The organism is Arthrobacter sp. TE26545, from assembly GCF_056279005.1.
The window spans coordinates 3503306-3527180 of record NZ_JBWBQM010000001.1 but is presented as its reverse complement, the minus strand read 5'-3'; the positions used below and the strand labels follow the sequence as shown (position 1 = coordinate 3527180).

25 protein-coding genes are annotated in these 23875 nt (G+C 68.4%); 8 read left to right on the top strand and 17 right to left on the bottom strand.

The window, feature by feature from the left end:
- Positions 1–29: 29 nt before the first annotated feature.
- The 14 genes from ACZ9CK_RS16030 to ACZ9CK_RS15965 all read right to left on the bottom strand — a co-directional run bounded on the left by ACZ9CK_RS16030 (position 30) and on the right by ACZ9CK_RS15965 (position 14683).
- Complete coding sequence (locus tag ACZ9CK_RS16030; protein ID WP_426300224.1) at positions 30–1250, bottom strand: pyridoxal phosphate-dependent aminotransferase; 1221 nt, start codon at positions 1248–1250, stop codon at positions 30–32.
- Positions 1251–1301: 51 nt separating this feature from the next.
- Positions 1302–2222, bottom strand: a complete 921-nt coding sequence (locus tag ACZ9CK_RS16025) for a PASTA domain-containing protein (RefSeq protein WP_476050447.1) — start codon at positions 2220–2222, stop codon at positions 1302–1304.
- A 17-nt stretch (positions 2223–2239) separates the two neighbouring features.
- On the bottom strand, positions 2240–3157 hold the full coding sequence (locus tag ACZ9CK_RS16020; RefSeq protein ID WP_426300220.1) for a PASTA domain-containing protein: 918 nt from the start codon (positions 3155–3157) through the stop codon (positions 2240–2242).
- A gap of 1 nt (position 3158) precedes the next feature.
- A complete protein-coding gene (locus ACZ9CK_RS16015) occupies positions 3159–3629 on the bottom strand; it encodes a hypothetical protein (protein ID WP_426300218.1) in 471 nt (156 codons plus the stop codon).
- The gene (locus ACZ9CK_RS16010) at positions 3626–4162 is read right to left on the bottom strand and encodes a phage tail protein (RefSeq protein WP_426300216.1); all 537 of its coding nucleotides are present in this window, start codon (positions 4160–4162) and stop codon (positions 3626–3628) included. Before ACZ9CK_RS16010 ends, ACZ9CK_RS16015 begins: the two co-directional genes overlap by 4 nt.
- Positions 4155–6779, bottom strand: coding sequence for a hypothetical protein (locus tag ACZ9CK_RS16005; protein ID WP_476050446.1), 2625 nt, complete (start codon positions 6777–6779; stop codon positions 4155–4157). Before ACZ9CK_RS16005 ends, ACZ9CK_RS16010 begins: the two co-directional genes overlap by 8 nt.
- Positions 6776–7210: a GPW/gp25 family protein gene (locus ACZ9CK_RS16000; RefSeq protein ID WP_426300212.1), complete on the bottom strand. Its 435-nt coding sequence runs from the start codon at positions 7208–7210 to the stop codon at positions 6776–6778. Before ACZ9CK_RS16000 ends, ACZ9CK_RS16005 begins: the two co-directional genes overlap by 4 nt.
- A 13-nt stretch (positions 7211–7223) precedes the next feature.
- Entirely contained in the window at positions 7224–7562 is a 339-nt protein-coding gene (locus ACZ9CK_RS15995; protein ID WP_426300210.1) for a hypothetical protein, read from the bottom strand.
- A gap of 16 nt (positions 7563–7578) precedes the next feature.
- Positions 7579–9105 (bottom strand): phage baseplate assembly protein V, encoded by a 1527-nt coding sequence (locus tag ACZ9CK_RS15990; protein ID WP_476050445.1) that lies wholly within the window; start codon positions 9103–9105, stop codon positions 7579–7581.
- Positions 9106–9130: 25 nt separating this feature from the next.
- Positions 9131–9880, bottom strand: a complete 750-nt coding sequence (locus tag ACZ9CK_RS15985; RefSeq protein ID WP_426300206.1) for a CIS tube protein — start codon at positions 9878–9880, stop codon at positions 9131–9133.
- A gap of 1286 nt (positions 9881–11166) precedes the next feature.
- Positions 11167–11658, bottom strand: coding sequence for a phage tail protein (locus tag ACZ9CK_RS15980; RefSeq protein WP_476050444.1), 492 nt, complete (start codon positions 11656–11658; stop codon positions 11167–11169).
- A 1-nt stretch (position 11659) separates the two neighbouring features.
- Positions 11660–12961 (bottom strand): phage tail sheath family protein, encoded by a 1302-nt coding sequence (locus ACZ9CK_RS15975; protein ID WP_476050443.1) that lies wholly within the window; start codon positions 12959–12961, stop codon positions 11660–11662.
- Positions 12962–12973: 12 nt separating this feature from the next.
- Complete coding sequence (locus tag ACZ9CK_RS15970; protein WP_476050442.1) at positions 12974–13618, bottom strand: hypothetical protein; 645 nt, start codon at positions 13616–13618, stop codon at positions 12974–12976.
- A gap of 135 nt (positions 13619–13753) precedes the next feature.
- Positions 13754–14683, bottom strand: a complete 930-nt coding sequence (locus ACZ9CK_RS15965) for an NAD-dependent epimerase/dehydratase family protein (RefSeq protein ID WP_476050441.1) — start codon at positions 14681–14683, stop codon at positions 13754–13756.
- 146 nt (positions 14684–14829) lie between these two features.
- On the opposite strand from ACZ9CK_RS15965, the gene ACZ9CK_RS15960 reads away from it, so the two are divergent.
- Genes ACZ9CK_RS15960 through ACZ9CK_RS15950 form a run of 3 tightly spaced genes read left to right on the top strand, consistent with a single transcriptional unit; the run spans position 14830 to position 17349 of the window.
- Entirely contained in the window at positions 14830–15558 is a 729-nt protein-coding gene (locus ACZ9CK_RS15960; RefSeq protein WP_426300194.1) for a TetR/AcrR family transcriptional regulator, read from the top strand.
- A 29-nt stretch (positions 15559–15587) separates the two neighbouring features.
- Complete coding sequence (locus ACZ9CK_RS15955; RefSeq protein WP_476050440.1) at positions 15588–16385, top strand: oxygenase MpaB family protein; 798 nt, start codon at positions 15588–15590, stop codon at positions 16383–16385.
- On the top strand, positions 16378–17349 hold the full coding sequence (locus tag ACZ9CK_RS15950) for a DUF817 domain-containing protein (RefSeq protein WP_476050439.1): 972 nt from the start codon (positions 16378–16380) through the stop codon (positions 17347–17349). Before ACZ9CK_RS15955 ends, ACZ9CK_RS15950 begins: the two co-directional genes overlap by 8 nt.
- 116 nt (positions 17350–17465) lie before the next feature.
- Here the strand turns inward: ACZ9CK_RS15950 and ACZ9CK_RS15945 are convergent, their stop codons facing one another.
- Positions 17466–17609: a hypothetical protein gene (locus ACZ9CK_RS15945; RefSeq protein ID WP_426300188.1), complete on the bottom strand. Its 144-nt coding sequence runs from the start codon at positions 17607–17609 to the stop codon at positions 17466–17468.
- Positions 17610–18021: 412 nt separating this feature from the next.
- On the opposite strand from ACZ9CK_RS15945, the gene dnaK reads away from it, so the two are divergent.
- From dnaK to ACZ9CK_RS15925, 4 genes are all read left to right on the top strand, one after another.
- Positions 18022–19878, top strand: coding sequence for a molecular chaperone DnaK (dnaK, locus tag ACZ9CK_RS15940; RefSeq protein ID WP_426300186.1), 1857 nt, complete (start codon positions 18022–18024; stop codon positions 19876–19878).
- Positions 19879–19880: 2 nt separating this feature from the next.
- Positions 19881–20558, top strand: coding sequence for a nucleotide exchange factor GrpE (locus tag ACZ9CK_RS15935; RefSeq protein WP_426300184.1), 678 nt, complete (start codon positions 19881–19883; stop codon positions 20556–20558).
- 186 nt (positions 20559–20744) lie between these two features.
- Positions 20745–21710 (top strand): DnaJ C-terminal domain-containing protein, encoded by a 966-nt coding sequence (locus ACZ9CK_RS15930; RefSeq protein WP_426300182.1) that lies wholly within the window; start codon positions 20745–20747, stop codon positions 21708–21710.
- Between the two features lie 9 nt (positions 21711–21719).
- The gene (locus tag ACZ9CK_RS15925) at positions 21720–22136 is read left to right on the top strand and encodes a heat shock protein transcriptional repressor HspR (protein WP_476050438.1); all 417 of its coding nucleotides are present in this window, start codon (positions 21720–21722) and stop codon (positions 22134–22136) included.
- A gap of 10 nt (positions 22137–22146) precedes the next feature.
- Here the strand turns inward: ACZ9CK_RS15925 and ACZ9CK_RS15920 are convergent, their stop codons facing one another.
- On the bottom strand, positions 22147–22650 hold the full coding sequence (locus ACZ9CK_RS15920; protein ID WP_476050437.1) for a GNAT family N-acetyltransferase: 504 nt from the start codon (positions 22648–22650) through the stop codon (positions 22147–22149).
- The gene (locus ACZ9CK_RS15915) at positions 22650–23282 is read right to left on the bottom strand and encodes a CG0192-related protein (RefSeq protein ID WP_476050436.1); all 633 of its coding nucleotides are present in this window, start codon (positions 23280–23282) and stop codon (positions 22650–22652) included. Before ACZ9CK_RS15915 ends, ACZ9CK_RS15920 begins: the two co-directional genes overlap by 1 nt.
- A 175-nt stretch (positions 23283–23457) precedes the next feature.
- On the opposite strand from ACZ9CK_RS15915, the gene ACZ9CK_RS15910 reads away from it, so the two are divergent.
- Complete coding sequence (locus tag ACZ9CK_RS15910; RefSeq protein ID WP_426300124.1) at positions 23458–23796, top strand: hypothetical protein; 339 nt, start codon at positions 23458–23460, stop codon at positions 23794–23796.
- Positions 23797–23875: the final 79 nt, after the last annotated feature.

Below are 23875 nucleotides of genomic sequence, written 5' to 3'. Positions count from 1 at the left end.
AGCTAGTTGGGGGTCCGGAACCCTGAAAGCTACGCCCGGGCCCGGTACGCGGCGAGGAACGTCGAAATCCGTCGCACGGCTTCCTCGATCTCCCGCTCAGCCGGCAGGATCACGAAACGGAAGTGATCCGGCGTCGGCCAGTTGAACGCCGTGCCGTGCGAGACCAGGATCTTCTGGTCCCGCAGGAGTTCCAGCACGAACTCCTCGTCGTTCTTGATCGGGTAGATCTCGGGGTCCAGGCGCGGGAACAGGTACATGGCACCGGCCGCGGGAACGCACGAAACACCGGGGATCGCCGTCAGCAGCTTCCATGCCAGGTCCCGCTGTTCGCGCAGCCGTCCGCCCGGCTTGATGAGCTCCTCGATGCTTTGGTACCCACCCAGGCAGGTCTGGATGGCGTGCTGCGCCGGGACGTTGGCGCACAGCCGCAGCGATGCCAGCAGTTCCAGTGCCTCGCGGTATTCGGCGGTGGCGGCGTGCGGTCCGGTGACTGCCACCCAGCCGGCGCGGTACCCGGGCATGCGGTACGCCTTGGAGAGGCCGCTGAAGGTCAGCACGCAGACGTCGTCCGCCACCGAGGCGGTATGGATGTGCCGGGCCTTTTCGTAGCGGATCTTCTCGTAGATCTCGTCGGAAAACAGCACCAGGTCGTGCTTGCGGGCCAGGTCGGCGAACTGCTCCAGGATGTGGCGCGGGTAGACGGCGCCGGTGGGGTTGTTCGGGTTGATGATCACGATGGCGCGGGTGCGGGAGGTGATCTTGGCTTCGACGTCGGCCATGTCCGGCCACCAGTTCTGTCCCTCGTCGCACAGGTAGTGCACGGGCTTGCCACCGGTGAGCGTGACGGCTGCGGTCCAGAGCGGATAGTCCGGGGCGGGTACCAGGACCTCGTCGTCGTTCTCCATGAAGGCCTGCAGGGTCATGGAAATGAGTTCGCTGACACCGTTGCCGATGAAGATGTCCTCGACGCCGATCGTCATCAGGTTCTGCGTCTGGTAGTACTGCGAGATCGCGGTCCGGGCCGAGAAGATGCCCTTGGAATCGCTGTAGCCCTGGGCCCCGCGCAGGTGGTGGATCATGTCCACCACCACCGACTCCGGCGCCTCCAGCCCGAACGGAGCTGTGTCCCCGAGGTTCATCTTCAGGATGCGGTGCCCCTCGGCCTCCATCGCCTTGGCCGCCTGGAGGAGCGGGCCGCGGAGTTCATAGCGGACGTTCTGGAGTTTGCTGGAGTGCTGCATCGGACGCATGGTTGATCTTTTCACGGCGGTGCCTGCTCTGCCGAGCGTTACGCGGCCGCCTTAGCCGCCCAGTTTCACGCATTCGATGGTCTTGCACAGGTTCGGGAAGGTGTTGTTGTCGATGAAGATCTTCGACCTCAGCTCCGTCCTCACCAGTACCAGGGCGTTCAGGTTCACCCGCGAGCCCACGTCCGGGTTGACTCCGAGCACAACGCAGCGCTGCAGGCTCAGCTCCGGGGACTTGTTGCACGTGGAACCAGCAGTGAAATCCAGTTGGATCTTGGCGGCGGCGAACTGGGACTTGGCCGATTCGACCGTGGCACCCAGCACCGCCGGAACGGTGGTCCGCAACGGCACCGCCACGTCGAGGACCACCGTGGAGCCGCGCCCCACGGTTCGCCCTCCTTCGGGTTCCTGGCCCAGCACGGTGCCTGCCGGCTGCGGGCTCTCCTTCTCGACGACCGTGGTGCCGAAGCCGGCATCCTTGAGGATCTGGACGGCCTCCGCCTGCGGCTTGCCCACGACGGGCGGCACGCTGGCGTCCTTGAACAGGAACCACAGCACACCGCCGACGACGGCGAGCAGCGCCACTGCCCCGATGATCACCCAGAGCCACGGGAACCCGGGAGTCGGGGCCGGCGTTGCGGGGGCCGGCACCTCGAGCGTCACCACCCGGGCCTGGTCCGCGTAGTCCTCCGGGGCGTCGTCGGCAGAATAGGCGATGAGCTTCACCGGGTAGCTGCCGGGTGCCGCGCCCGTGGTGTCGAAGTTGACCAGGTACTGTTCCGTAGCGCCGGCTGCGAGGGTCCGCAGCGGACCCGGGATATCCGTGTATGTTTTCGGGGCGGTGCCTCCGGGAAAAGCACCGAGCACCACCCGCGCGGACGCGCCGGTGCCGTTGGTGACCGACGCGGTCAACGAACCCTTGCCCTCCTTCAGGACCACCGTGGGGGAGCTGAGGGTCATGGTGATGGTGCCCATCAGGGGCCTCCCGGCTGTCATGGAGCGCTGTGCAGCGCCGCTTCGTCGTTTTCCTGTTTCGTCCTCGTCCGGGTCTCGCCGGTTACGCAAATCTGGTCCCCGTCGTACGCATCCCGCCACACGAAGCCCTGGAGACAGGTATTGACGCCGTATGGGCCGCCCGGAGGATTCGGCTTGCGCGACGACTGTGTGCTTGCGGCGTTGTCCTGGAGCACCTGGGCAGCCGATGAGGGCAGGACGCAGACCTTGTCGTCCGGAACCACCCGCCGGTAAACATAGCCGGGCTGGCATTTGTCGGCCTGCCTGGCGATTTCCACGCTCACGGTGGTTCCGGCATCGGCCCGGCTGCCGGCCCCCGGATTCTGGCTGATGACCGTGCCGGGCGGTTCGGTGCTCACCACCTCGGTGGATCCCATCGAGAAGCCGGCGCCGATGAGGATCTGGGCGGCTTCGCTCCGTTGCTTGCCGCGCACGTCCGGGACGTTGCCTCCGCCGCGCACCAGGAACCACAGCACCCCGCCGATCGCCAGAAGCAGCACCACCCCGCCGATGATCACCCAGAGCCAGGGAAACTTCGACGGCGGCTTGACGGGCGCGGGCGCCTGGCTCACCGTCAGCGTCACCACGTGTGCCTGGTCCGCATAGTCCTCCGGGGCGTCGTCCGCGGAGTAGGCGATCAGCTTCACGGGGTAGCTGCCGGGCACCGCGCCGGTGGTGTCGAAGGCCACCAGGTATTGCTCCGTGGCGCCCGCCGCAAGCGTGCGCAGCGGTTCGGCCACGGTGGTGTAAGTGGGCCCGCCGGGCTGGCCGGGGAAGGCCCCAAGCACCACGCGCTCGGCTTCCGTGGAACTGTTGGTGACGGACGCGGTCAGGGAGCCCTTGCCATCCTTGAGCTCGACCGTGGGGGAACTGAGTGTCAGGGTAATTCCGGTCATGTCAGCCCGCCTCCACTAGTTGAAGCACACAGCCTCCCGGTACCAGGCAGCGGATGCCGAGGCTTCCGCCCGAGGTCCCGAACGTCAGCTCCACAGTATCCCCGGGGTCGGCCGATTGCTCGGTCCGCGTGCCCTCCACCGAGAGTGTCACCGCCACGGCCTGCTGCGGCAGCAGCCGCGCCCGTTTGGTGGGTGGACCGAAGTCGAACAGTCCGCCGAACTTGCGCACCTGGAAGGTGCAGCTCCCGGCGACCGCGAGTTGGCCGCCCGACGCCGAACAGGAGCCGCCCGCCGGAGCCAGGTCCGCCGTCGTGAGCTTCCCGCCCTTGGCGACCCCGGCAAACCCGGACTGCCAGCCCGGCGCCCCGGCGTTGTTGCTGCCGCTGCAGCTGACCCCGAGCACCAGCACCAGCACCGCCACGACGGCACAGACGGCCACCACGATGATGGGCTTCCGGTTCTCGCCGTTCACGCGTCCATCACCTCGATTTCGTCGGTGACGTGCGCCGGTTTGATTCCCTTGACGATCCGCCGGATGAGCTCGGCCTGCCCGGCGGCCGCGGCCGGCACCCGCACAGTGATGTGGAAAGCCCCGGGCTCGGACACCACTTCGAAACCGGGAACCCCGGTGGCCAGGTGCAGGAAGCGGGTGAGCCCGCCCACGGTGCCGCGGCGCGCGGACAGCCCGGCGGCGCAGGCGATCAGGTCCCGCTGGCGGGCCACCGGGATTCCGGCGGACGCCGTTCCGGTGGCTTCGGGGCCGGGCAGGGTGAGCCAGTCCAGGTCCACCCAGCGGGACAGGAAGGGGATGAGCGACGACGGCGAGCGCCCGGGATCCGGGACGGTGTGGACGTGGTCCAGAACGTCCCGGACAGGCCGGTGCAGGTCCTCGGCCACGGCGAGCAGTGCCTGCAGGGGCCGGCTGCTTTCGGCCGCCACCTGGTACACCTCCGGCAGCACGCGCAGCAGCCGGGAGTCCTCAAGCCTGAAGTCGCCGTCAGCCATGGCCGTGGACCACCTCGATCCTGTGCTCACCGGAGCAGAACAGCCAGGTTTCCGGAAGGGTTACGACGTCGTCCACCACCCGCCGCGTACAGCTCGCCCAGGAAGCGGTGTTGTCGGTGCTGCGGTAGATCCCCTTGGGCCCGGCGGCGAGCAACAGCTGCGCGCCGTCGTCGCGCACGGCACCCGACACCGCCCGGACAGGTTCGAAGCGGGTGCGGTCCCGCAGCGGAAGCCCGCAGTTCACGTCCGGGGTGCTCCACTGCGGGGAAGCCTGGCCGAGCTGCAGGCGCAGCACCCCGCCGCTCTGGGTGGCGGCGTAGGCGGCGTTGCCCATGACATGCACGCCCCAGCAGCTGCCGCCGGTCCAGCCTGCACCGAACTGTTCCCAGGCCGCCTGCAGGGCATCGAGGTCGGTGCGGGCGAGTTCGTCGATCTTCAGCCGCAGGCAGCCGGTTCCGCTGCCTTCCGGAACGGAACGGCCCAGCCACAGGTAGCTCGCACCGCCGTCGTACTGCACCGTCATGCAGCGGATGTCCTCCCCGGCCGCCTTCACCCGCTTGAAGCTGCCCGCCATGCCGGCATCCGGGGAGAGCCACACCCCGGCCGAGGCCTCCGCCGCCACAGCCACCCCGGTGCGGCCGCGTACGTCCACCAGGGCGTCCACCGCGTAGAAGCCTCGGTCCGGCTGCCCGGCGTCCACCACGTTCTGGACCGGGATGGCGCCTTCGCCCACGGGGAGCTCGTAGAGGCCGCGCTCGCCGGCGAGCAGCAGCACCGGCGCCCCCTGCCGGTCCACCCAGCACAGGTCCGCCACCACGAAGCCCAGTTCGGCGGCGCGGCGCCAGGATTCGCCAAGGTCCTCGCTGATGTAGATGCGCGAGGACGTGCCCGCCACCGTGCTGACCGCGACCATCCCCGGATGCTGCCCGACGGCGGACCGTCCCGGAGCGGGCGAACGGAACGGTGCGATGGACCGCACCGTCTCCGTGGAAGTGTCCGTTCCGAACTCGGCGCAGGCCTCCCAGCCGTCGCCGGCGTTGGTGGTGCGGAACAGCAGCCCGTCCTGGGCCACGAACCAGGTGTTGTCCTGCCCCTCGGCCTGCACCAGTCCCATGGCGTCGCTGTCCGGGACCTTGTCCACCTCCAGCCGCACCCGGTCTACGTACTGCACCCCGGGCTCGGCTTCCTCCATGGCCCGGTAGAGGTTGGAGACCCGCAGCGGCTTGCCGAAGCCCGAACCATAGCCCCCCGTATCCGAACGGGCTGGGCCCTGGCCGAGCGGGCTAATGCCCTCGGCCAGCCGGGCGGCGATCCGGGCCTTGACGGCGTCGGCGTCCTCATCCGGGCGCACCACGATCCGTGCGTCCACCAGCACCTGCTTGTACAGGCCCCAGCGGACCACGGGCTCGGCACCCACCGTGGAGCGGCGGCGCAGGTATTGTTCGACGTCGTCCCGCACCTCGGCGCGGGCCTGCGCGGCGAGTTCGGCGGCCGTGACCGGTGTTTGGCCGGTGCGGGGCACGAACGGCACCAGCACCACCTCCACCTCGCCGGGCCGGGCGAAGGCCCACAGCTCCTTCCGGGTGAACGCCCGTGCCCGGTCCACGCCGCCGTGGCGCATGGCCAGGACTTCGTAGTCCCGCACTGTGACGGCCCGGTCACGGGCCTGGAAGTCCTGGGGTGCCCGGCGGAGCGCGTTCTCCAGGGCCTCGCCGTCGCGCCCGCCGGTGGCAGGCTCCGGGTTGCTGACCCGCACGCCAGGCAGCGGTGAGCGCAGCACCGTGAGCTGCCCGGCCCCGACGTTCCCGCGCTGCCCGCCGCCGCCGCGGTACCAGGCGCGCACCTCTGCGCCCGGACCCGGAACGGGCGGGCTGTTCGTCCCACCGGCTTCCTGCCCGCCGAAAGCTTCGTCCCACCAGGCGAACATCACGACGCCGGCACTGCGGTCGATCCGCACCGGCACCTCCCCGGGCCGTGCGTCGGCGAACGCCTCCACCTCGCGGCAATACCGGAACGGCTTGCCGTCCACCAGCACGGCCTCGCCGCTGCTGAGCCGGGTCCCCGCGGCCACCTCGATCGCGACGGACAGCCCCGCCCCGGACACGATCGGCGCGTTCGGAACCACGAAACTCTGCCCCGGCCGTCCCGTCCCGGTGCCGATCGGAACGGCGTCGTACAAGGTCACATCGGCTGCGGGGACCAGCACGCTGGCCTGGCCGGCGGGCAGCACGGCGGCCGCCGTCGTCGTGAAGACCGGCTGCGGCGCCCCGGGCACGCCCGGCGGGCAGCTGACCTGGGTGCCGCGCGGGATCCGGATCTCCGGAGCGGCGCCACCACTCGTGAGGCGCGTGAATTCGAGCATGGTTTCGGCGCTGCCTGGCGGGTAGAGGCTGGTGCCCAGCAGGTTCAGGTACACGGCGTACAGCTTGTCCGGGACCCGGTTGAGCCGGTACATCAGGGTGTCCGTGAGGTAGGCGAAGGCCTCCATGATGGTGATGCCGGGGTCGTGCACGGACAGATCGGTCCAGTCCGGGGCGACCTGCCGGATGCGCTCCCGGGCGCCGGCCACCAGCTCCGCGAAGCTGCGGTCATCCAGGTTCGGCACGGGAATGCTCATGCTGCACCTCCTGAATCAACGGGCAGGGTGATGGCCAGTTCGTCCTGGTGCTGGGTGGACCGGACCCGGTACCGCAGCCGGACTTCGAGCAGTTCCGGGCTCTCCTGCGAGCGCGAAGCATCCAAGGACAGCACCGTGATCCGCGGCTCCCACTGCTCCACGGCCCGGGCCACGTAGTGGATGGCCAGGCCCGCAGTGGTGTCGTCCGCGGGCGCGAAGGCGAGCCGGAAGAGGTGGCAGCCGTACGTGGGACGGTTGATGCGCTCGCCGGGCCGGGTGCTCAGGAGCAGCAGCAGTGCCTGCCGCACGGAGGCGGCGTCCGTGACGGTGGCCAGCCTGCCGTCCGGGGTGAGGGTGAGGCCGGACAGCCCGACGGCGGCGTCGAAGTCCGGGTGGACGAAGGCCACCGACTTGTACCTGGGCCCGCTCATGGCCGGCTGCTTTTCATGATCCTGCCGCCACGAATTCCTGGCCCGGCCGCCGGACGGTGTACTTCACGGCGCCGGGCGGGGTGCCGTCCGTGAAGCCTTCCACGGTGTCCAGGCACATCCGCTTCCCGCCGATCCGGATGAACAGCGAGTATCCCTTGATCACTGGCAGGGTCTTGTTGCACGGCTTGATGTTCAGGCCGATGTTGGGGCACATCGAGATGTCCCGGCCCACGGGATCGGCTTCGACCAGCACGGGCGAACCGGCCACCCGCACCCATTCCTGCGAGGGGACGTTTTCCACCTTGCCGTCGTGCCCGCAGCGCAGGATGGCTTCCTTAACCAGGATTTTCATCGCCCGCACCCCAGCATCAGGCCTCCTCGAAATCGACGGTCTTGGCACGGATCCGCATGGCCTTGCCCGGGGCCTCGAGCAGCAGGTCCGTGGCCGCCGTGATCCGCAGCTTCTCCGGCCCGAGCTCCACCGTGGAGCCGTGGCCGTCCGTGAAGCTGACGGTGCGGGCACCGCCGTCGAGCACCAGCTGCTGGCCATCCGCGGAACGGAAGGTGTAGCGGCTCTCCCGGGCCGTGGTCACGCCGGCGTCGGGGGTGCGTTCGCGCCCGTAGAGCCCGCCGAGCACGATCGCCTGGGCCGGGTCCGTGGCCGGCAGCAGCACCAGCACGGTGTCCTCCGGTGCCGGAGCCAGCACCAGCCCCTTGCCGGGCCCGGCGGCCCCGGACAGCACCGGCGCCCAGCCGCTTTCCAACGGTGGATACGCGGGCAGGCGCACCCGGACGCGGCCGCGTTCCTCGGGATCGTCGACGTCGGCCACCACGCCCAGGGTGAACACGTCCGGCTGCCGGGACGGCGGGGTTTCGGGTGGCCGGGTGGTGATGGTGGTTTCGTAGCCGCTGCCGTCCAGGCGGTGCACGGCCGAGGCAACGGCGTACGTGCCCTCCAGCGACGAGGCCAGGCCGCGCACCCGGACCCGGCCGCCCGCGCGCAGGAGCGGATCGCCGTCGGCCACGAACACGGCGCTGACCTGCCCGGCCATCCGCACGTCCAGTTCGGCCTGCGCCAGCCCGTCCGCCGCTGCATCCGAGGCGAAGGCCTCGTTGCCGCGCAGCAACTCGCCGCCCGCGCCGACGCTGGCCAGGGCAGGGTCCGCCGACACGCCGGCCTTCGCGTCACTGCCCGACGCCGATCCCTCCAAAGCCTCGGCGTCGCCGGAGTGCCAGCCCGCCGTCCGGGCGCCCAGGTACGCCGGTTCCTGGCTGAGCTCCACCTCGGCCGAGTGCAGGCTGCTGCCCAGCTCCAGTTCCACGGGCTCGCCCTCCCCGGCCAGGGTGGTGAGGCGCAGGGCGTCGCCGTCGACCACCGGGTACACGCCCACCCGGGCGCTTTGCTCCACCAGCAGGGCGAGGTCCGAGCGGGCGCACTGGTACACCTGTCCCAGCCGCATGCCTCCGCCGGTCACCTGCAGTCCCGTGCCCTCGCAGAGCGTGCGGGCCAGGCCGGCCAGGTCCACATCCTCGTGCAGCCGGGTGAACTGGCGCTTGCGGAGGCGGTGCAGGGCGTCGTAGGCACGGACCCGGATTTCCTGCGAGAGGTCGGCGCCGTAGCTATGCTCCACCACGGTCACCTCGCCGACGAACAGGGGTGTGCGCCGTCCGCCCAGCTCCACGCGGAGCGCATCCCCGGGCGCCGGATCCACGCCCCTGCTGCCCTGGCCCGGACTGCGCTGGCCAAGTGCCGGCCGCCAGGTGATGAGGCACTGGGCAGGGCGCGCCAGGGAGCTGAGGACCTGCACGGAGACGATTGCCGCGGTGTCGGCTGTGGAAAGCCGGCGCCGCCCGAGGGTGACGATCAGCTCGGGGAGGCCTTGGAGTTGCCTCATGGCTTTTCCTTGGTGGTGTCCCGGCTCATGGCGCTTCGCCCATCGGCGGCACGGCCAGCGGGCCCGTGAAATGCGCGGGGTCGTCCACGTTGTTGTACTCCAGCAGCAGTTTCCACAGCAGCGGTGTCCCGAAGGCCTCCAGGCTCAGGCGGCCCAGCTCGCCCGGCGGCACCTCCGGAAGGGGCTCCCCGCCGTCGGGAGCCAAAGCGTCCCGGTCCGTGCCGCCGTCGCCGGTCACAGTGAGGGTGTCCACAGGAGGGGCCGTCAGGTCCACCGGTGGAAGGCGCTGGGCGAGCTCGTAGTTCTCGCCGCCTTCCTCGTCCGCACTCTGGCCCACCCGCACGAACACCAGCCGCATCCAGGACCGTAGGGGCGAACCGTCCGGGGCGAAGCGGTCGAAGCGCTCCGCCACCTCCGTGACGATCCCCGGCACGTTCCACGCCCGGCCCCAGACGAAGCGGACCGAGGGCGGCCTGCGCTGCCGCTCCACCTCCGCCGAGTTCTCCGCGAGCGCCCAGATGGGCCGGGTCATCTGCCGCACGTCCTGCACATGGAGCGACGCCGGTGCAAGATCGACGTCGAACAGCAAATCCAGGCGGAGCTCGGTGTGCCCGCCGCCGGTGAAGAGCAGGGGGTCGTCCGCCAGTCCGCTGCCGGTGAGCTTCCCGCCCGCGCTCCTCCGCGGCTCGACACCCGCACTGCGTTGCATCACCACTGTCTCGGGGTTGAGCAGGCAGCCCAGGTGCTCGCCGGTCTCTTCGATCAGGAATGCCACCCTCTCCATCTCACACCGCCGACCGCTCGAGGCTCAGCCGCTCGGCCCGGGCCAAGGCGTGCTCGAGGTGTTCGCTGTTGTGGCTTGCTTCGATTGGCGGGCGCGGGGCGAGCTCGGGCCAGGTGCCCGCGAGGGGGGCCTTCGGCGTATGGTTTTCGGCGCTGCTCGGGTGGCCCTGGGACTTTGGCGTGGGCTGGGGCTGGGGCTGGGGCTGAGGCTGGGGCTGGGGCTGGGGCTGCGGCAAGGGCTGGGGTTGCGCGGCTCCTGCGGGCTCCCTTGGCTCTTCCGGGCGTTGTGAGGCCTGCTCTACGTGCTTTGAAAGCGTCAAAGCACGTAGAGCAGGCCTCACAAGCGGAGAGGCTTCGGTTGGTGCCGGGTGTTCGCCTGTGGGGTGTTCGCCTGCGGTGGATATCGTGGTGGCTTGCGTTGAGGCCGTCGGGCGCGGCTGTGTTGCACGTTGCGAACGAAGGCGGAGCACCGGCACCCCGTTGGCACTGCGTTGTGAGGCCTGCTCTACGTCCTTTGGGGGTGTCAAAGCACGTAGAGCGGGCCTCACAAGTTGGGGGGTTTGGCGTGGTTCGGAGGCTGCAAGGCTTGGCGAGGGAAGCGTTGGCTCGGTGCGGTCCGGGCGAAGGCGCAGCACCGGGACCCCGCTGGCACCGCGTTGTGAGGCCTGCTCCACGTCCTTTGAGATGAGCAAAGGATGTAGAGCGGGCCCAGCAAGTGTGGGAGCCACGCTATCGGGGGCCCCGGAAGCCGGGGGAACGGTTCCCGTGTGCTGGGCTGGCGTTCCCTGCCGGGCCGCCGTCGTGGGGTTCTTTGGCTGCGAGCGTCCGGGCAAGATCCGTGCCGTTGTTGGCCGCAGCCTGATTTTCCGCAGCCAGGCCAGCCCAAAGCGCCCCGGGACGGCGGGTGCAACATCGGCCGGCAAGGGAACAGCGCGGGCCTCCGCAGCAGAACCATCCTCCGCAGGTGCCAGCCCGGCGTCGCGCAGGAGGCGCACCCAATGTTCGGGTGCGCCGGAGAGATCAAAGCCGCGTTCCGGCGTCGGGGCCTCCGTTCCCCAACCGGTGCCCAAACCCGCGCCCAGCAAGCCGCCAGCCACGCCACTCCCGGAACCCGGCCCCGCAGAGTCGGGCAGCCCGGCAGGGTCGAGCTGCTCCGCGAAACCGCGAAGCCGCGCAGCCAGCCCCCGCCGCCAGCCCGTCGAACTGTGGGACCTCGCCTGATCGTGGGACCCCGCCGGGACGTGGGACCCCGCCGGATCGTGGGACCCCGCCGGGACGTCAGGAGACGGGTGCGCGGGCATCGTCGAGTTCCAGGCGGTCGTAGGCGATGGTCACGGACTCGATGGCCAGGTCCTTGCCGAGGGCATCCAGCGGCGCCCCGAACCATTCGCACAGCCAGGCTCCGAGCAGGTTCCAGCGCCGGACCTCGGCCGAGCCGGAGTCGTTGAGCATGGCGATGGACACGTTCCGCCGCTCCACCTGGCCATTGGCTGCCTTGAAGAGCCACTGCAGCATTTCGGTGGAGTCGGTGAGCCCGTACTTGAGCGTCACGGGCGTGTACTCGACCTGCCCCGGAATGACCCGCACCGTGCTGTTCTCCCCGCCGGAGCGGTACAGGATACGGTCGATCTTCATGCCAAGGCCCTCCACCTTGGTGAAGTGCCCCTGCACCACGCCCTGGATGACCAGCTTGAAGTTGTAAGCCCGGTACGGATCCACCACGTTGCCTGGCTGCGCGGCCGGGGCCGGGGTGCTTGGCTGCATGCTCATCTCAGGCTCCTGCGCTTTCTGTCTCGCTGGTGGCTTCGGCCGACTGCATGAGTTTGAAGATCACGAACTCCGCCGGCTTCACGGGCGCGATCCCGATCAGGGTGACCACCTGGCCGGCGTCGCGGACTTCGGGCGGGTTGGTTTCCTCGTCGCACTTCACGAAGAAGGCCTGTTGCGGGGTAGTCCCCAGCAGGGCGCCGTCCCGCCAGACATTGGTCAGGAACGCGCCGATGTCGCGCCGGATCGACTTCCACAGGGTGTGGTCGTTGGGTTCGAACACCACCCAGCGGGTGCCGTCCGCCACCGATTCCTTGATCATGTTGGTCAGCCGGCGCACGTTGATGTACCGGTATTCGCTGGCTTCGGGCGCCTTGGTGCGCGCTCCCCACACCCGGATGCCCTCGCCCGGGAAGTAGCGGATGCAGTTCACCCCGGCGGGGTTCAGCACCTCCTGCTCGCCGCGGCTCACCCGCCGCACCAGATCCAGCGCGCCCTGGATGGGTTCATTGGCCGGCGCCTTGTGCACCCCGCGGCTGCCATCCACCCGCGCCCACACCCCCGCCATGTGGCCCGACGGCGGCTGGGTCACCTTCTTGCCGGACACCGGGTCCGTCATCACGATCCACGGAAAATACAAGGCCGTGTACCCGCCGGGGGACTGGGGAGCGCCCAGGGCGTCCTCGCCGGTGGCGCCCGCGGCCGGCGCGGTCTCCTCGGGCTTCGCTGCCTCCTCGGGCTTCCCGGGTTTCGCTGGTTTCGCAGGCTCCTCGGGATTCTCCGGCTTGTCGGGCTCGGGTTCGTCCGGCAGGCCGGAGGTCGCCGCCCGGGTGAGCGCTCCGACGTCGTCCACTTTCTCCACGGTGTCCAGGATCGCCATCCGGTCCTGCCGCAGCGGGTGCTCCACGTGGGCCTGCAGGGCCGCGTAGGCGTCGGCGTTGGCGTAGCCGGGGGCGGCCACCATGGAGATGTCGTCGATCGCCTCGAAAAGGGTCAGGCCCGTGGGCTTCCTCGCCGTGCCCGTGAGGCTGCCGCCGGTGCCGACATTGACCACGTAACAGCGGCCGCCGCCGTTGGCGAAGAAGCCGAACACCGCGTTGGACAGCGGCGTTCCCTGGGTGGCTTTCCCGACATACTGGTCCACGAACTGGGTCCAGTTGTCCAGGACGCGCGCCTCATCCAGGTGCGCCAGGGGATCCGGGGCGACTCCCACGAATCCGGCGATGCTGGTGCTGACCTGCCCGATGGAGCGGGCACCGCTGGGTACTTCCTGTACGTACACTCCAGGCGCCTGGTAGTTCACCATGGTGCGCTCCCTCTACTCCCACCGGATGGTGACCGGCAGGCTGCTTGTGCTGGCTGACATTTCACGTTCAGTACCGCGGACGGCCACGGCAAAGTGCTGGAGTTCGTCTGCCGAGGCCAGGACCTCGAAGTGGCCGGTGGCGTCGCTGACGACGGCGGTGGCGGACGAATGCGCGCGGATGTAGGCGTTGGGGATGCCTTTGTTGTGGACGTCCACGAGCCGGCCGTGGATCCGCCGGGCCACCGTGGTGCTGGCGATCAGCGGTTCCAGGACGGGCGGGCCGGCGGGCTCTTCGAAGGGCAGGGAGACGGGAACGCGGACCAGGAAGCCCAGGCCTCCGCGGATGCTGGCGCGGTATTCACCGGGCTCGAACTCGTCCGCCGAAACCACGGAGTACTGGCTGTGGCGCTCCACCACCAGCAGCAGCTGCTCCAGGTTGGTGAGGCAGTCCGGACCGCGGGCCTCCACGGCCACCTTGAGTTCCAGGTCCAGCAGCGGACCGTTCCTGCGGGAGCGGCCCACCCGGTTCAGGGCGATGGCGCGGACGGTCACCGCCGCATCGGGAAGGGAGGGCCCGCCGTCGTCCTCGAAATAGACCTGCACAGGCGAGACGGCATCCGAAAGCAGCCCGAGCAGTTCGGTCAACGAAGCTTGCACTACACCCACGGTGGCACCCCAGTCGACAAGGTGGTCCGGTACAGCGGTTGTGCCTAAGGTTACTCCCGCGACGGCCGGTCAGTCACGGGGTTTCCGAGGTAAATCCATTCGTTTGAAGATTGCCGCGGAGGGGACTCAGTTTTGGCTGCGCCACCAGGCCACGGTCGCCGCTGCGGCATCCGCCAGCGGGGTCGGCGCCAGGCCCAGCCGCGCCTGGCTGGCCGCCGAGTCCATCACGAACGGCCGCTCGAACTGGTAGAGCGTTTCGGCGAGTTCGCGCATGTCCGTGGACGCCAGGCCAAGCACCTTCAGCAGCCAGCCCGGGACCGTTCCCAGCTTCACCGCAGGCAGCCCCGCGGCGCTGGTGAACGCCGTCGCGAGTTCCTGCTGGCTCAAGGCCGGGCCGGTGGGGGCGTGCAGGACCGAGTTCCACAGCTCAGGCGTCCGCGCGGCCTTGACCATGGCCGCGGCGAGGTCCGGCACGTAGGTGAAGGCATGCGGCAGGTCCGCGCGCCCGATCACCTGCAGCGATTTCCCCTTCAGCAGCACCGGCACCATGCGCTCGCCGGCATGTGCGCCGCGGACCCGCGGGCCGAAGAAGTCGCCCGCCACCACGCTCACGGTGTCCGCCCGGTGGGCCCGCCGGGCCTCGAGCAGCACCGTGCGCACGCCCCGCTTCCCGCCGCTTGCCTCGCGCGGGCTGGATTCGCTCATGGTCCTGTCGGGCTCGCTGTACGAATACAGGCTCTCCGGGAAGACGACGACGGCGCCCGCCTCCGCTGCTGCGTCCAGCACCGTCTGCTCGGCGCGGGGGAGTTCGGCCTGCCAGGCCTTCGTCGAGTAGGCGGAGCCGTGGATGCAATGGAACACGGCCGAGGCGCCGTCGAAGGCGTCCGCCAGTTGGGCAGGGTCCGAGACGTCGGCTTTCCGGCGCTCGATGAGCCGGTGTTCCGGGCCGGAGCCGGATCGGGTGAGGAGTCGGACCTGGTAGCCCTGCTCCGCGAGCAGGCTGGCAATGGTCGAGCCGACGGGGCCGGCTCCGGTGACTGCGTACGTTGTGGTCATGGCTGGGGCTCCCTTGGTGGGTTTGGCTGGCTTTCGGTTTCCGAGAGCAGTGCTCTCTTGTTTCCAGAATGGACCCGTTGCCCAGGGAAGTCAAGAGCGCTGCTCTCTTTTGTTGACGCCGCTCTCCTTTGTGGCATGCTGGAGGCATGCCGTCCACCACGAAGCCGCAGGCCAAAGCTCCCACGCCGCGGGAGCGGGCCCGTGCTCAGACCATCGCCGACATCGTCCGGATCGGCCGCGAACACCTTGCCCTCCACGGCGCGGCGGCCTTGTCCCTGCGGGCGGTGGCGCGGGACCTCGGCGTCGTATCCTCCGCGGTGTACCGCTACGTCGAGAACCGCGATGAACTCCTCACCCTGCTGCTGATCGACGCCTACAACGAGCTCGGCGACGCCGTGGACGCCGCCGTCGACGCCCTCCCGGAAGACGACTTCGCCGGCCGCTTCCACGCCCTGGGGCACGCCGTCAGGAACTGGGCGCTGCGCGAACCCGCCTGCTACGCGTTGCTTTTCGGCAGCCCGGTCCCCGGGTACCGGGCGCCGGGGGAGCGGACCATCGTGCCCGGAACCCGGGTGGTATACCGCCTGGTCCACAATTTCGACGCCGCCCACCGGGCCGGTGCGCTGGCCGCCGCGGGGGGACCCGCCGTCGTCGTTCCCGAAGCGCTTTCCCGCGACCTCGCCACCATCCGCTCCGAGCTCGGCCTCGAGGTGCCGGAAGAGCTGGTGACGCGCGGCGTGCTGATCTGGACGTCCCTGTTCGGGGCCGTCAGCTTCGAGGTGTTCGGGCAGTACGGCGCGGACACCTTCGCGGCCCGGGAGGAACTGTTCGCGCACCAGCTCGGGCTGCTCGCCGGGATCATCGGCCTGGCCTGAATCATCGGCCCGAGGAGTAGGGTGGCTGCATGGTTGGCGGGCTGGCAGACATCGGGGCGGAAGCGGTGCTGCTCGCCGGAGCCGGCCGCGCCGTCCTGCTGCAGATCGCCGATCCGGCGGTAGGCCGCGGCGTCGCCGAACACAGCGATTTCGGCGAACGCCCGCTCGAGCGGCTCGCGGCCACGATGGGCTACGTCTACGCCGTCGTCTATGGCTCCGAGGAGCAGCTCGCCGCCATGCGGCGCGCCGTCAACCGTGCCCACGCGCCGGTCCGGAGGCAGCCTGACGGTGCCTCCGCAGGCTACAACGCCTTCGATCCGGAATCCCAGCTGTGGGTGGTTGCCACCTTGTACAACACCGCCGTGGACGTTTACGAGCGGGTCTATGGAACGCTCGACGCCGGAACGGCGGACCGCGTTTACCGCGAGTATGCGCGGATCGGGACGGCCCTGCAGCTTCCGGCGGAGTTCTGGCCCGCGGACCGTGCGGCCTTTGCCGAGTACTGGAATGAACGCCTGGCGGGGCTGGCTCCCGCCCCCGAAGCCGTGCGGGTGGCCTGTGATCTGCTGCATCCTGCCGTAGGACCAGTGTGGCTGTGCCTGGTCATGCCGGTGGCGCGGCTGCTCACGGCCGGGCTGCTGCCGGAGTCCCTTCGCGCTGAGTACGGCTTGCCCTGGGGTCCGCGCCGGCAGCGGCGCTTTGAAGCTTTGATCCGGGTGCTTGGCGCCGTGTATCCGAGGCTTCCCCGGCGCATCCGGCACCGTCCGAGGGACTACTACCTTGGCCGGATCGATGTGTCCGGGGTGCGGAGCCGGATCGATGCATAGCCTGACCGCCGTCGAGCAGTTTCTGCACGAACGCGCTCACCGTTTGCTGGAGCGGGCGCCCGCCGGCGGCCTGCGCTGGAAGCTCGCCGAATTCCTGGTGTTCGGCCTGAAGCAGGCATGGGCCTGCATTTTCGGTGCCTCGCTGTTGGCCGTGATTTTCGGGGCGAGGCTCTGGTACCCGGCGGACGCTGCCCTTGCGAGGAACGATTTCCTGACCATCGCCGCCGTCGTGATCCAGGTTGTCATGGTCGCCACGAAACTGGAGACGCTGCGCGAGCTCAGGGTGATTGTGCTGTTCCATCTCGTGGGCACGGTCATGGAACTGTTCAAGACCGACGTCGGGTCCTGGAGTTACGAGGCCGAGGGCTTCCTGCGGGTCGGCGCGGTGCCGTTGTTCAGCGGGTTCATGTATGCCTCGGTCGGCTCCTACATGGTGCGGGTCTACCGGCTCTTCGACCTCCGTTTCGCCCGCTATCCCCGCCGTTGGATCACCGCGATCGTGGCTCTTGGCATTTACGTGAACTTCTTCTCGCACCACTTCGTCTTCGATTTCCGCTGGGTGCTGCTGGCGGCGGTAGCGCTGGTGTTCGGGCGCTGCGTGATGCACTTCAGGGTGTTCCGGCGCAGCTTCCGGATGCCGTTGCTGGTGTCGTTCCTGCTGGTGGCGCTGTTCATCTGGATTGCCGAGAACATCGCAACCTGGTCCCATGCCTGGCTTTACCCGAGCCAAGTAAACGGTTGGCACATGGTCTCCCCGGACAAGCTGCTCTCCTGGTTCCTGCTGATGATCATCTCCGTGGTGCTGGTGGCCTGGGTCTACAAGCCGGTGCCGCCGGATGAACCCGTGCGGAGGGCAGTACCCCGGGGGTCCGCCGCACGCGAAGTGCTTCGGGCGGCGCCCCCTGAATCCGCTGCTCCTTCGGGTACTGCGGCAGGCAAGGCTTCGCGGGATTCTCCGCGCTGAAAGCGCTGGGCCTTAACCGGCCCGGTTCTTGGGTTGAGCGGCGGCTGCCCGCTGCGAAAACACCTGCCCGGCTTGCCGAAAAGTGGTCCATTCCAGTCACCGGAGAGGTCTGGGATTCAGCCTTCGCCGCGCATCCGCCTCAGCATCGCACGGCGGGAGTCAAGCAACGGCTCGATGTCTGTGATAGCCACCAAGGCAACGGCATCGCTCGGGAAGGCGGCCCAGAATTCGTCCGGCTGCATGAATCCTGTGATTTCCATGGCGACAGTGCGCCACTGTCTGCTTCCCTGCATTAGCCCTCAACCAGAAGACCGTGTTCGCGCCGGCGTCGCGGGAGAGCTGCGGGGTCGCTGGAGCGCTCCGGCGACCCCGCAGCTCTCCCGCGAATTCGAGGACAAACCCGCGTTCTCCCACGGCGAAACGCCCCGGAACCGTGCCATTCCAAAGTAAAACTCCGGCCACGATGCAAAGTTGAGCGAACTTCACTCAACTTTGGGTTGACTTAAATCGACTCGCGAGTACAGTTGAGTGCAGAACGCTCAACTAGCCGACTGTTGAGTGGTCCCTGGCTCCCGTCCGCAAGGATCCGCCGTCCGCAAGGATCCGCGAGGAAATGGGCCGGGGTGCAGTCTCGAACATCGGCATTGAAAGCAGTGAAAGGAAGCAACACATATGTCACGTGCAGTAGGTATTGACCTCGGAACCACCAACTCCGTTGTCTCTGTTCTCGAAGGTGGCGAGCCCACCGTTATCGCCAACGCCGAAGGCGGCCGCACCACGCCGTCCGTCGTTGCCTTCTCCAAGTCCGGCGAAGTCCTGGTCGGCGAAATCGCCAAGCGCCAGGCCGTCAACAACATCGACCGCACCATCGCCTCGGTCAAGCGCCACATGGGCACCGACTGGTCGGTCAACATTGACGACAAGAAGTACACGCCGCAGGAAATCTCCGCGCGCATCCTCATGAAGCTGAAGAACGACGCCGAAAGCTACCTCGGCGAGAAGGTCACCGACGCCGTGATCACCGTTCCGGCCTACTTCAACGACGCCGAGCGCCAGGCCACCAAGGAAGCCGGCGAGATCGCCGGCATGAACGTGCTGCGCATCGTCAACGAGCCCACCGCGGCCGCCCTCGCCTACGGCTTGGACAAGGGCAAGGAAGACGAACTGATCCTGGTCTTCGACCTCGGTGGCGGCACCTTCGACGTCTCCCTGCTGGAAGTCGGCAAGGACGAAGACGGCTTCTCCACCATCCAGGTCCGCGCCACCGCCGGTGACAACCGCCTCGGCGGCGACGACTGGGACAACCGCGTGGTCGAGTGGCTGCTCAGCCAGCTCAAGATCAAGGGCATCGACCTCTCCAAGGACAAGATCGCCCTGCAGCGCCTCCGCGAAGCCGCAGAGCAGGCGAAGAAGGAACTCTCTTCCTCCACGAGCACCAACATCTCGCTCCAGTACCTCTCCGTCACCCCCGACGGCCCGGTCCACCTGGACGAGCAGCTGACCCGTGCCAAGTTCCAGGACCTCACCAAGGACCTGCTTGACCGCACCAAGAAGCCGTTCCACGACGTCATCGCCGAAGCCGGCATCAAGGTTTCGGACATCGACCACATCGTGCTCGTTGGTGGCTCCACCCGTATGCCCGCCGTCTCTGACCTGGTCAAGGAACTGGCCGGCGGCAAGGAGCCCAACAAGGGCGTCAACCCGGACGAGGTTGTCGCCGTCGGTGCAGCCCTGCAGGCAGGTGTCCTGAAGGGCGAGCGCAAGGACGTGCTGCTGATCGACGTCACCCCGCTTTCCCTCGGCATCGAAACCAAGGGCGGCGTCATGACGCACCTGATCGAGCGCAACACGGCCATCCCCACCAAGCGTTCGGAAACCTTCACCACCGCTGACGACAACCAGCCGTCCGTGGCCATCCAGGTCTTCCAGGGCGAGCGCGAGTTCACCCGCGACAACAAGCCGCTGGGCACCTTCGAACTGACCGGCATCGCTCCGGCTCCGCGTGGCGTTCCGCAGATCGAGGTCACCTTCGACATCGACGCCAACGGCATCGTGCACGTCTCCGCGAAGGACAAGGGCACCGGCAAGGAACAGTCCATGACCATCACCGGTGGCACGGCACTGTCCAAGGAAGACATTGAGCGCATGGTCGCCGACGCCGAGGCACACGCTGCCGAGGACAAGGCCCGCCGCGAAGCCACGGACACCCGCAACTCCGCCGAGCAGCTCGCCTACTCGATCGAGAAGCTGCTGTCGGAAAACGACGACAAGCTGCCGGAAGAGGTCAAGACCGAGGTCAAGGCCGACGTCGACGCCCTCAAGAAGGCGCTGGAAGGCACCGACGACGCCGCCGTCAAGACGGCGTTCGAGAAGCTGCAGCAGTCCCAGACCAAGCTGGGCGAAGCTATCTACTCGCAGGCCGCAGCCGCCGGTGCCGAAGGCGCCGAGGGTGCAGCTCCCGCCGGTGAGAAGGCTGCAGATGAGGACATCGTCGACGCCGAGATCATCGACGAAGACGAGAAGAAGTAACCATGCCCCACCACGGCAACGAATCAGAGCACTCGGATTCGGAGCAGGGCAAGCCGGTCATCCGGGACAATCGCAAGGTTGACCCGGAGACCGGTGCCGCCCGGCATCCGCAGCACGACGCAAAGCACGACGCCGGCACCCCCACGGGTGCGGAAGGCGCAGCTGCCGCCGGTGCCGAGGGCGATGCGCTGTCCCAGGCCGAGGAGATCCTCAACGGCGTAGAGGTTCCGGCCGAAGAGTCGGTGGCCTCCGGTACCTCGGCCCAGGCCGAAGCCGCGGAACTGCGCAACGATCTCCTCCGCCTCCAGGCCGAGTACGTCAACTACCGCAAGCGCGTCGAACGCGACCGTGCCGTCGCCGGGGAAATGGCCGTCATCGGCGTCCTGAACTCCCTGCTTCCGGTACTGGACGACATCGACGCCGCCCGCCAGCACGGCGACCTCGAGGACGGCCCTTTCGCCGCCATTGCAGCCAAGCTGGAGAACTCGCTGAAGACCTACGGGCTGGAACGGATCGACGCCACCGGCGTGGAGTTCGACCCCACCATCCACGAGGCCCTCATCCAGCAGCCGGGCCAGGACGTCGAGGTGGACACGGTCAGCCAGGTGCTGCGCTCGGGCTACCGCTCCAAGGAGCGCGTCCTGCGCGCGGCACAGGTGATCGTGGCTGTGCCTGCGTAAGCACCGCCTCACCGCGCCTTCGCGGATGAGGGGGCCCCGCCCCTCCGCGTGGGCGGCTCGGTCCTTACGGACCTGAGCCGCCCACGCTCCGGCAGGCCCGAAGCCGCTCCCGGGCCCCCTCATCCGCTACGGCTCAGGCGGTAACCTCGCCTTAGACGCTTTTAGTTGTTTTGAAAGGACACACACTTGGCAAGCCAGGACTGGGTTGAGAAGGATTTCTACGCGATCCTTGGTGTCGCCAAGGACGCGTCCGACGCCGATATCAAGAAGGCGTACCGCAAGCTCGCGCGCCAATACCACCCGGATACCAACGCCGGGGATGTCGCTGCGGAGAAGCGGTTCAAGGACATCTCCGAGGCCTACTCGGTACTCTCCAGCGCCGAGGACCGCCAGCAGTACGACGCCATCCGGGCCATGGGCGGCGCGCGCTTCGCTCCCGGGGCGGGCGGCCGTGGCGGCCCGGCGAACGGTGGCTTCGAGGACCTCTTCGGTGGCCTGTTCGGCGGCGGTGCCCGCCAGCCCGCCGGAGCGGGCGGCATCCCGCCTGAGTTCGCCGATCTCTTCGGTGGCGGTTTCGGCGGCCAGACCGGCTTCCAGCGCACGCCCCAGAAGGGCTCGGACCGCACCGCTACCACCACTATTTCGTTCAAGGGCTCCATCCAGGGCACCACGGTTAGCCTGCGCGAAAACAACGGCAACGTCATCGACGTCAAGATTCCCGCCGGCATCAAGGACGGCCAGAAGGTCCGCCAGCGCGGCAAGGGCAACCCCGGCGCGGCAGGCAACGGCGACCTCATCATCACGGTTAACGTCAAACCCCATGATTTCTTCATCCGCGACGGAGACAACATCCGGGTCCACGTCCCGGTCACCTTCCCGGAAGCAGCCCTCGGCGGCGAGATCGAGGTCCCCACGCTCGACGGCAGCCACGTGAAGCTCCGTGTCCCCGCCGGCACCAATTCCGGCCGTACCCTCCGGGTCAAGGGCCGCGGCGTCCACACCTCCAAGGGGGAAGGTGACCTCCTGGTGACAGTCGACGTCGTCGTTCCTCAGAACCTGCCGAAGGGCGCGCAGGAGGCCGTGAAGGCCTTCGCCGAAGCAACTGCGGACGCCGATCCGCGCCGGGACCTGGCCGCCAAGGCCAGGCTGTAGGAGCCTGCCATGGGTATCGACGTCAACCAGCCGATCTTCGTCATTTCCGTGGCGGCGGAGCTGGCTGACATGCACCCGCAGACGCTGCGCCAGTACGACCGCCTGGGCATCGTCTCGCCGAGCCGTGCGCCCGGAAAGTCGCGGCGCTACTCCCAGCGCGACGTCGACCGCCTGCGCGAAGTGCAACGGCTCTCGCATGAAGGCGTCTCCTTGGAGGGCATCAAGCGCATCATGCAGTTGGAGAACCAGGTGGCTGCGCTGCAGGGCCGCGTGGTGGAGCTGACGGAGGAACTTGCCCGACGCCGGGACCCCCTGGACGCGCGGATCTTCGCCGCAGGTGCGGCCGGCGACGTCGTCAGCCTGGCCCGCGGCCAGCGTCCCCGTCCGCGGTCGCAGGCCGTGGTGGTCTGGCGCCCGCGGGACTGACTGGGCTGGCTTACACCAGTTTTTCGCTCGCAAAGATCAGCTGTTCGGTACCGCCCTTGATGGCCATCTTCTCAAGGTGAAGGCCTGCCTTCGTGGCCACCCGCTGTGACGGAATGTTCGCTGGATTGATGATGGCTATGACCCGGTTGATGCCCCGGGCGGCCGCGAACCGGAGGGACGCCTCGGCGGCTTCAGTGGCGTAGCCATTGCCCTGGCGGGCAGTGCTGACGTGGTAGCCCACTTCGACCTCCGCGGTGCCATCCACGATCTGCATAGTCAGGCCGCAATCGCCAATGAATTTTCCTTCGTGGTCTTCCATGACCCAGAGCCCAAAGCCGTACTCTGCGTAGTTGCGCTTGTTCCAGTCGATCCAGAGCTGTGCCTCGGCGCGGGTTTTCGGGGCGGGGTAGTAGCGCATCACCTCGGGGTCGCCGAGCATCGCGGACATTTCTTCCAGATCGTCGTCCGTCATGGGGCGCAGGCGGAGCCGTGCAGTTTCGAGGACGGCGACCATCAGGGCAGCCGCTCGGCCGAAGCCAGCCGGACCGGGACTTCCCGGCCTGCCCAGGTGCCGTCCAGCGTCAGTTGTCCGGGCTGCCGGGCGGGGGCCACCCGCCGGGCAATCTCCAGACGGAGGGCCCCGGCGTCGATGACAGTGACGCCGCCTGCCGTGACGGGAGGCTGTGGCTCCAAAGGCGGGATCACGCCGTCGGGCGTTCCGCTTCCCTTCACTGCTGCCGTGCCGGGGCGGGGTTCGAGTTTCCCGTCGACCTCGACGAACTGTTCAGCCTCCTGCTGGCCCGTCAGGATCGCCGTCGCCAGCGCGGAAACGTAAACGGGGTCGGCGCAGGCATCGTAGACCCAGCGCTTGCCGAGGACTGAGTGTTCCGTTGTGCCTACGAGCCAGGTTTCTGCGCCGGGCAAGGGGGCGCCGCGGTAGCTCAAAGGGACCTGGTAGACGGTTCCGCCGTGGGACACGAGGTGTGTCTCCATCCCGACTTCACCGGCCGGATCGTCAAAGCGATAGGCGCCCACGAGAACCGGCTGCGCAGGGTCGCCGGGCACGAACCATGGCTGCTGCGGCAGGTAGCTTGCGATGAGTTCGAGTTTGGAAGGAACCAGGGTCGCTTTATGCAGGATCGCCATGGCATCAGCCTAGGCCAAGCTGCGTTGGGCGGGCCACGCGCCGCAGTGGGTACGTCCGTTTGCCATTGCTGGCCTTTGAGGCGCGGTTTCCAGTCGTGGCCCCCGCGGCGGGGGGCGTTCGCACTCCGTCAGGCATCCCTGCGTACAATCGACTGAAACCGACAACTGAGGGACCATGAAAAAACTCACCACTGTTCTGCTCGCCGCCGGACTTCTCGTCTCGGCCTCCGCTTGCACCGCGCCGAAGCTGACCACGAAGGAAACCTGCGAGCGCCTCAACCTTGTTGTGTCGAGCCCGGGTGGGGCGAGCAAGGCGTCGATGAACCGCATCGCCAACGCCCTTCGCCCCCTCGAGGCCGTGGCTTCCGAGGAACTGCAGCCGTCGCTGGATGCCCTCCTGAAGTTCGCCGATGAGTCTGCCAAGCAGAACCCCGACGAGGACAAGCTCGCTGGCCTCACCGAGGAGTACCAGAAGGCAGGCGCCAAGTTCAGCGAGCTCTGCAGCGGCGCCTGAACCGTAGATTCTGACCGCCGGAAATGACCGGCACACGGAAAACTCCCCGCCTCGTCTTCGAACGAGGCGGGGAGTTTTC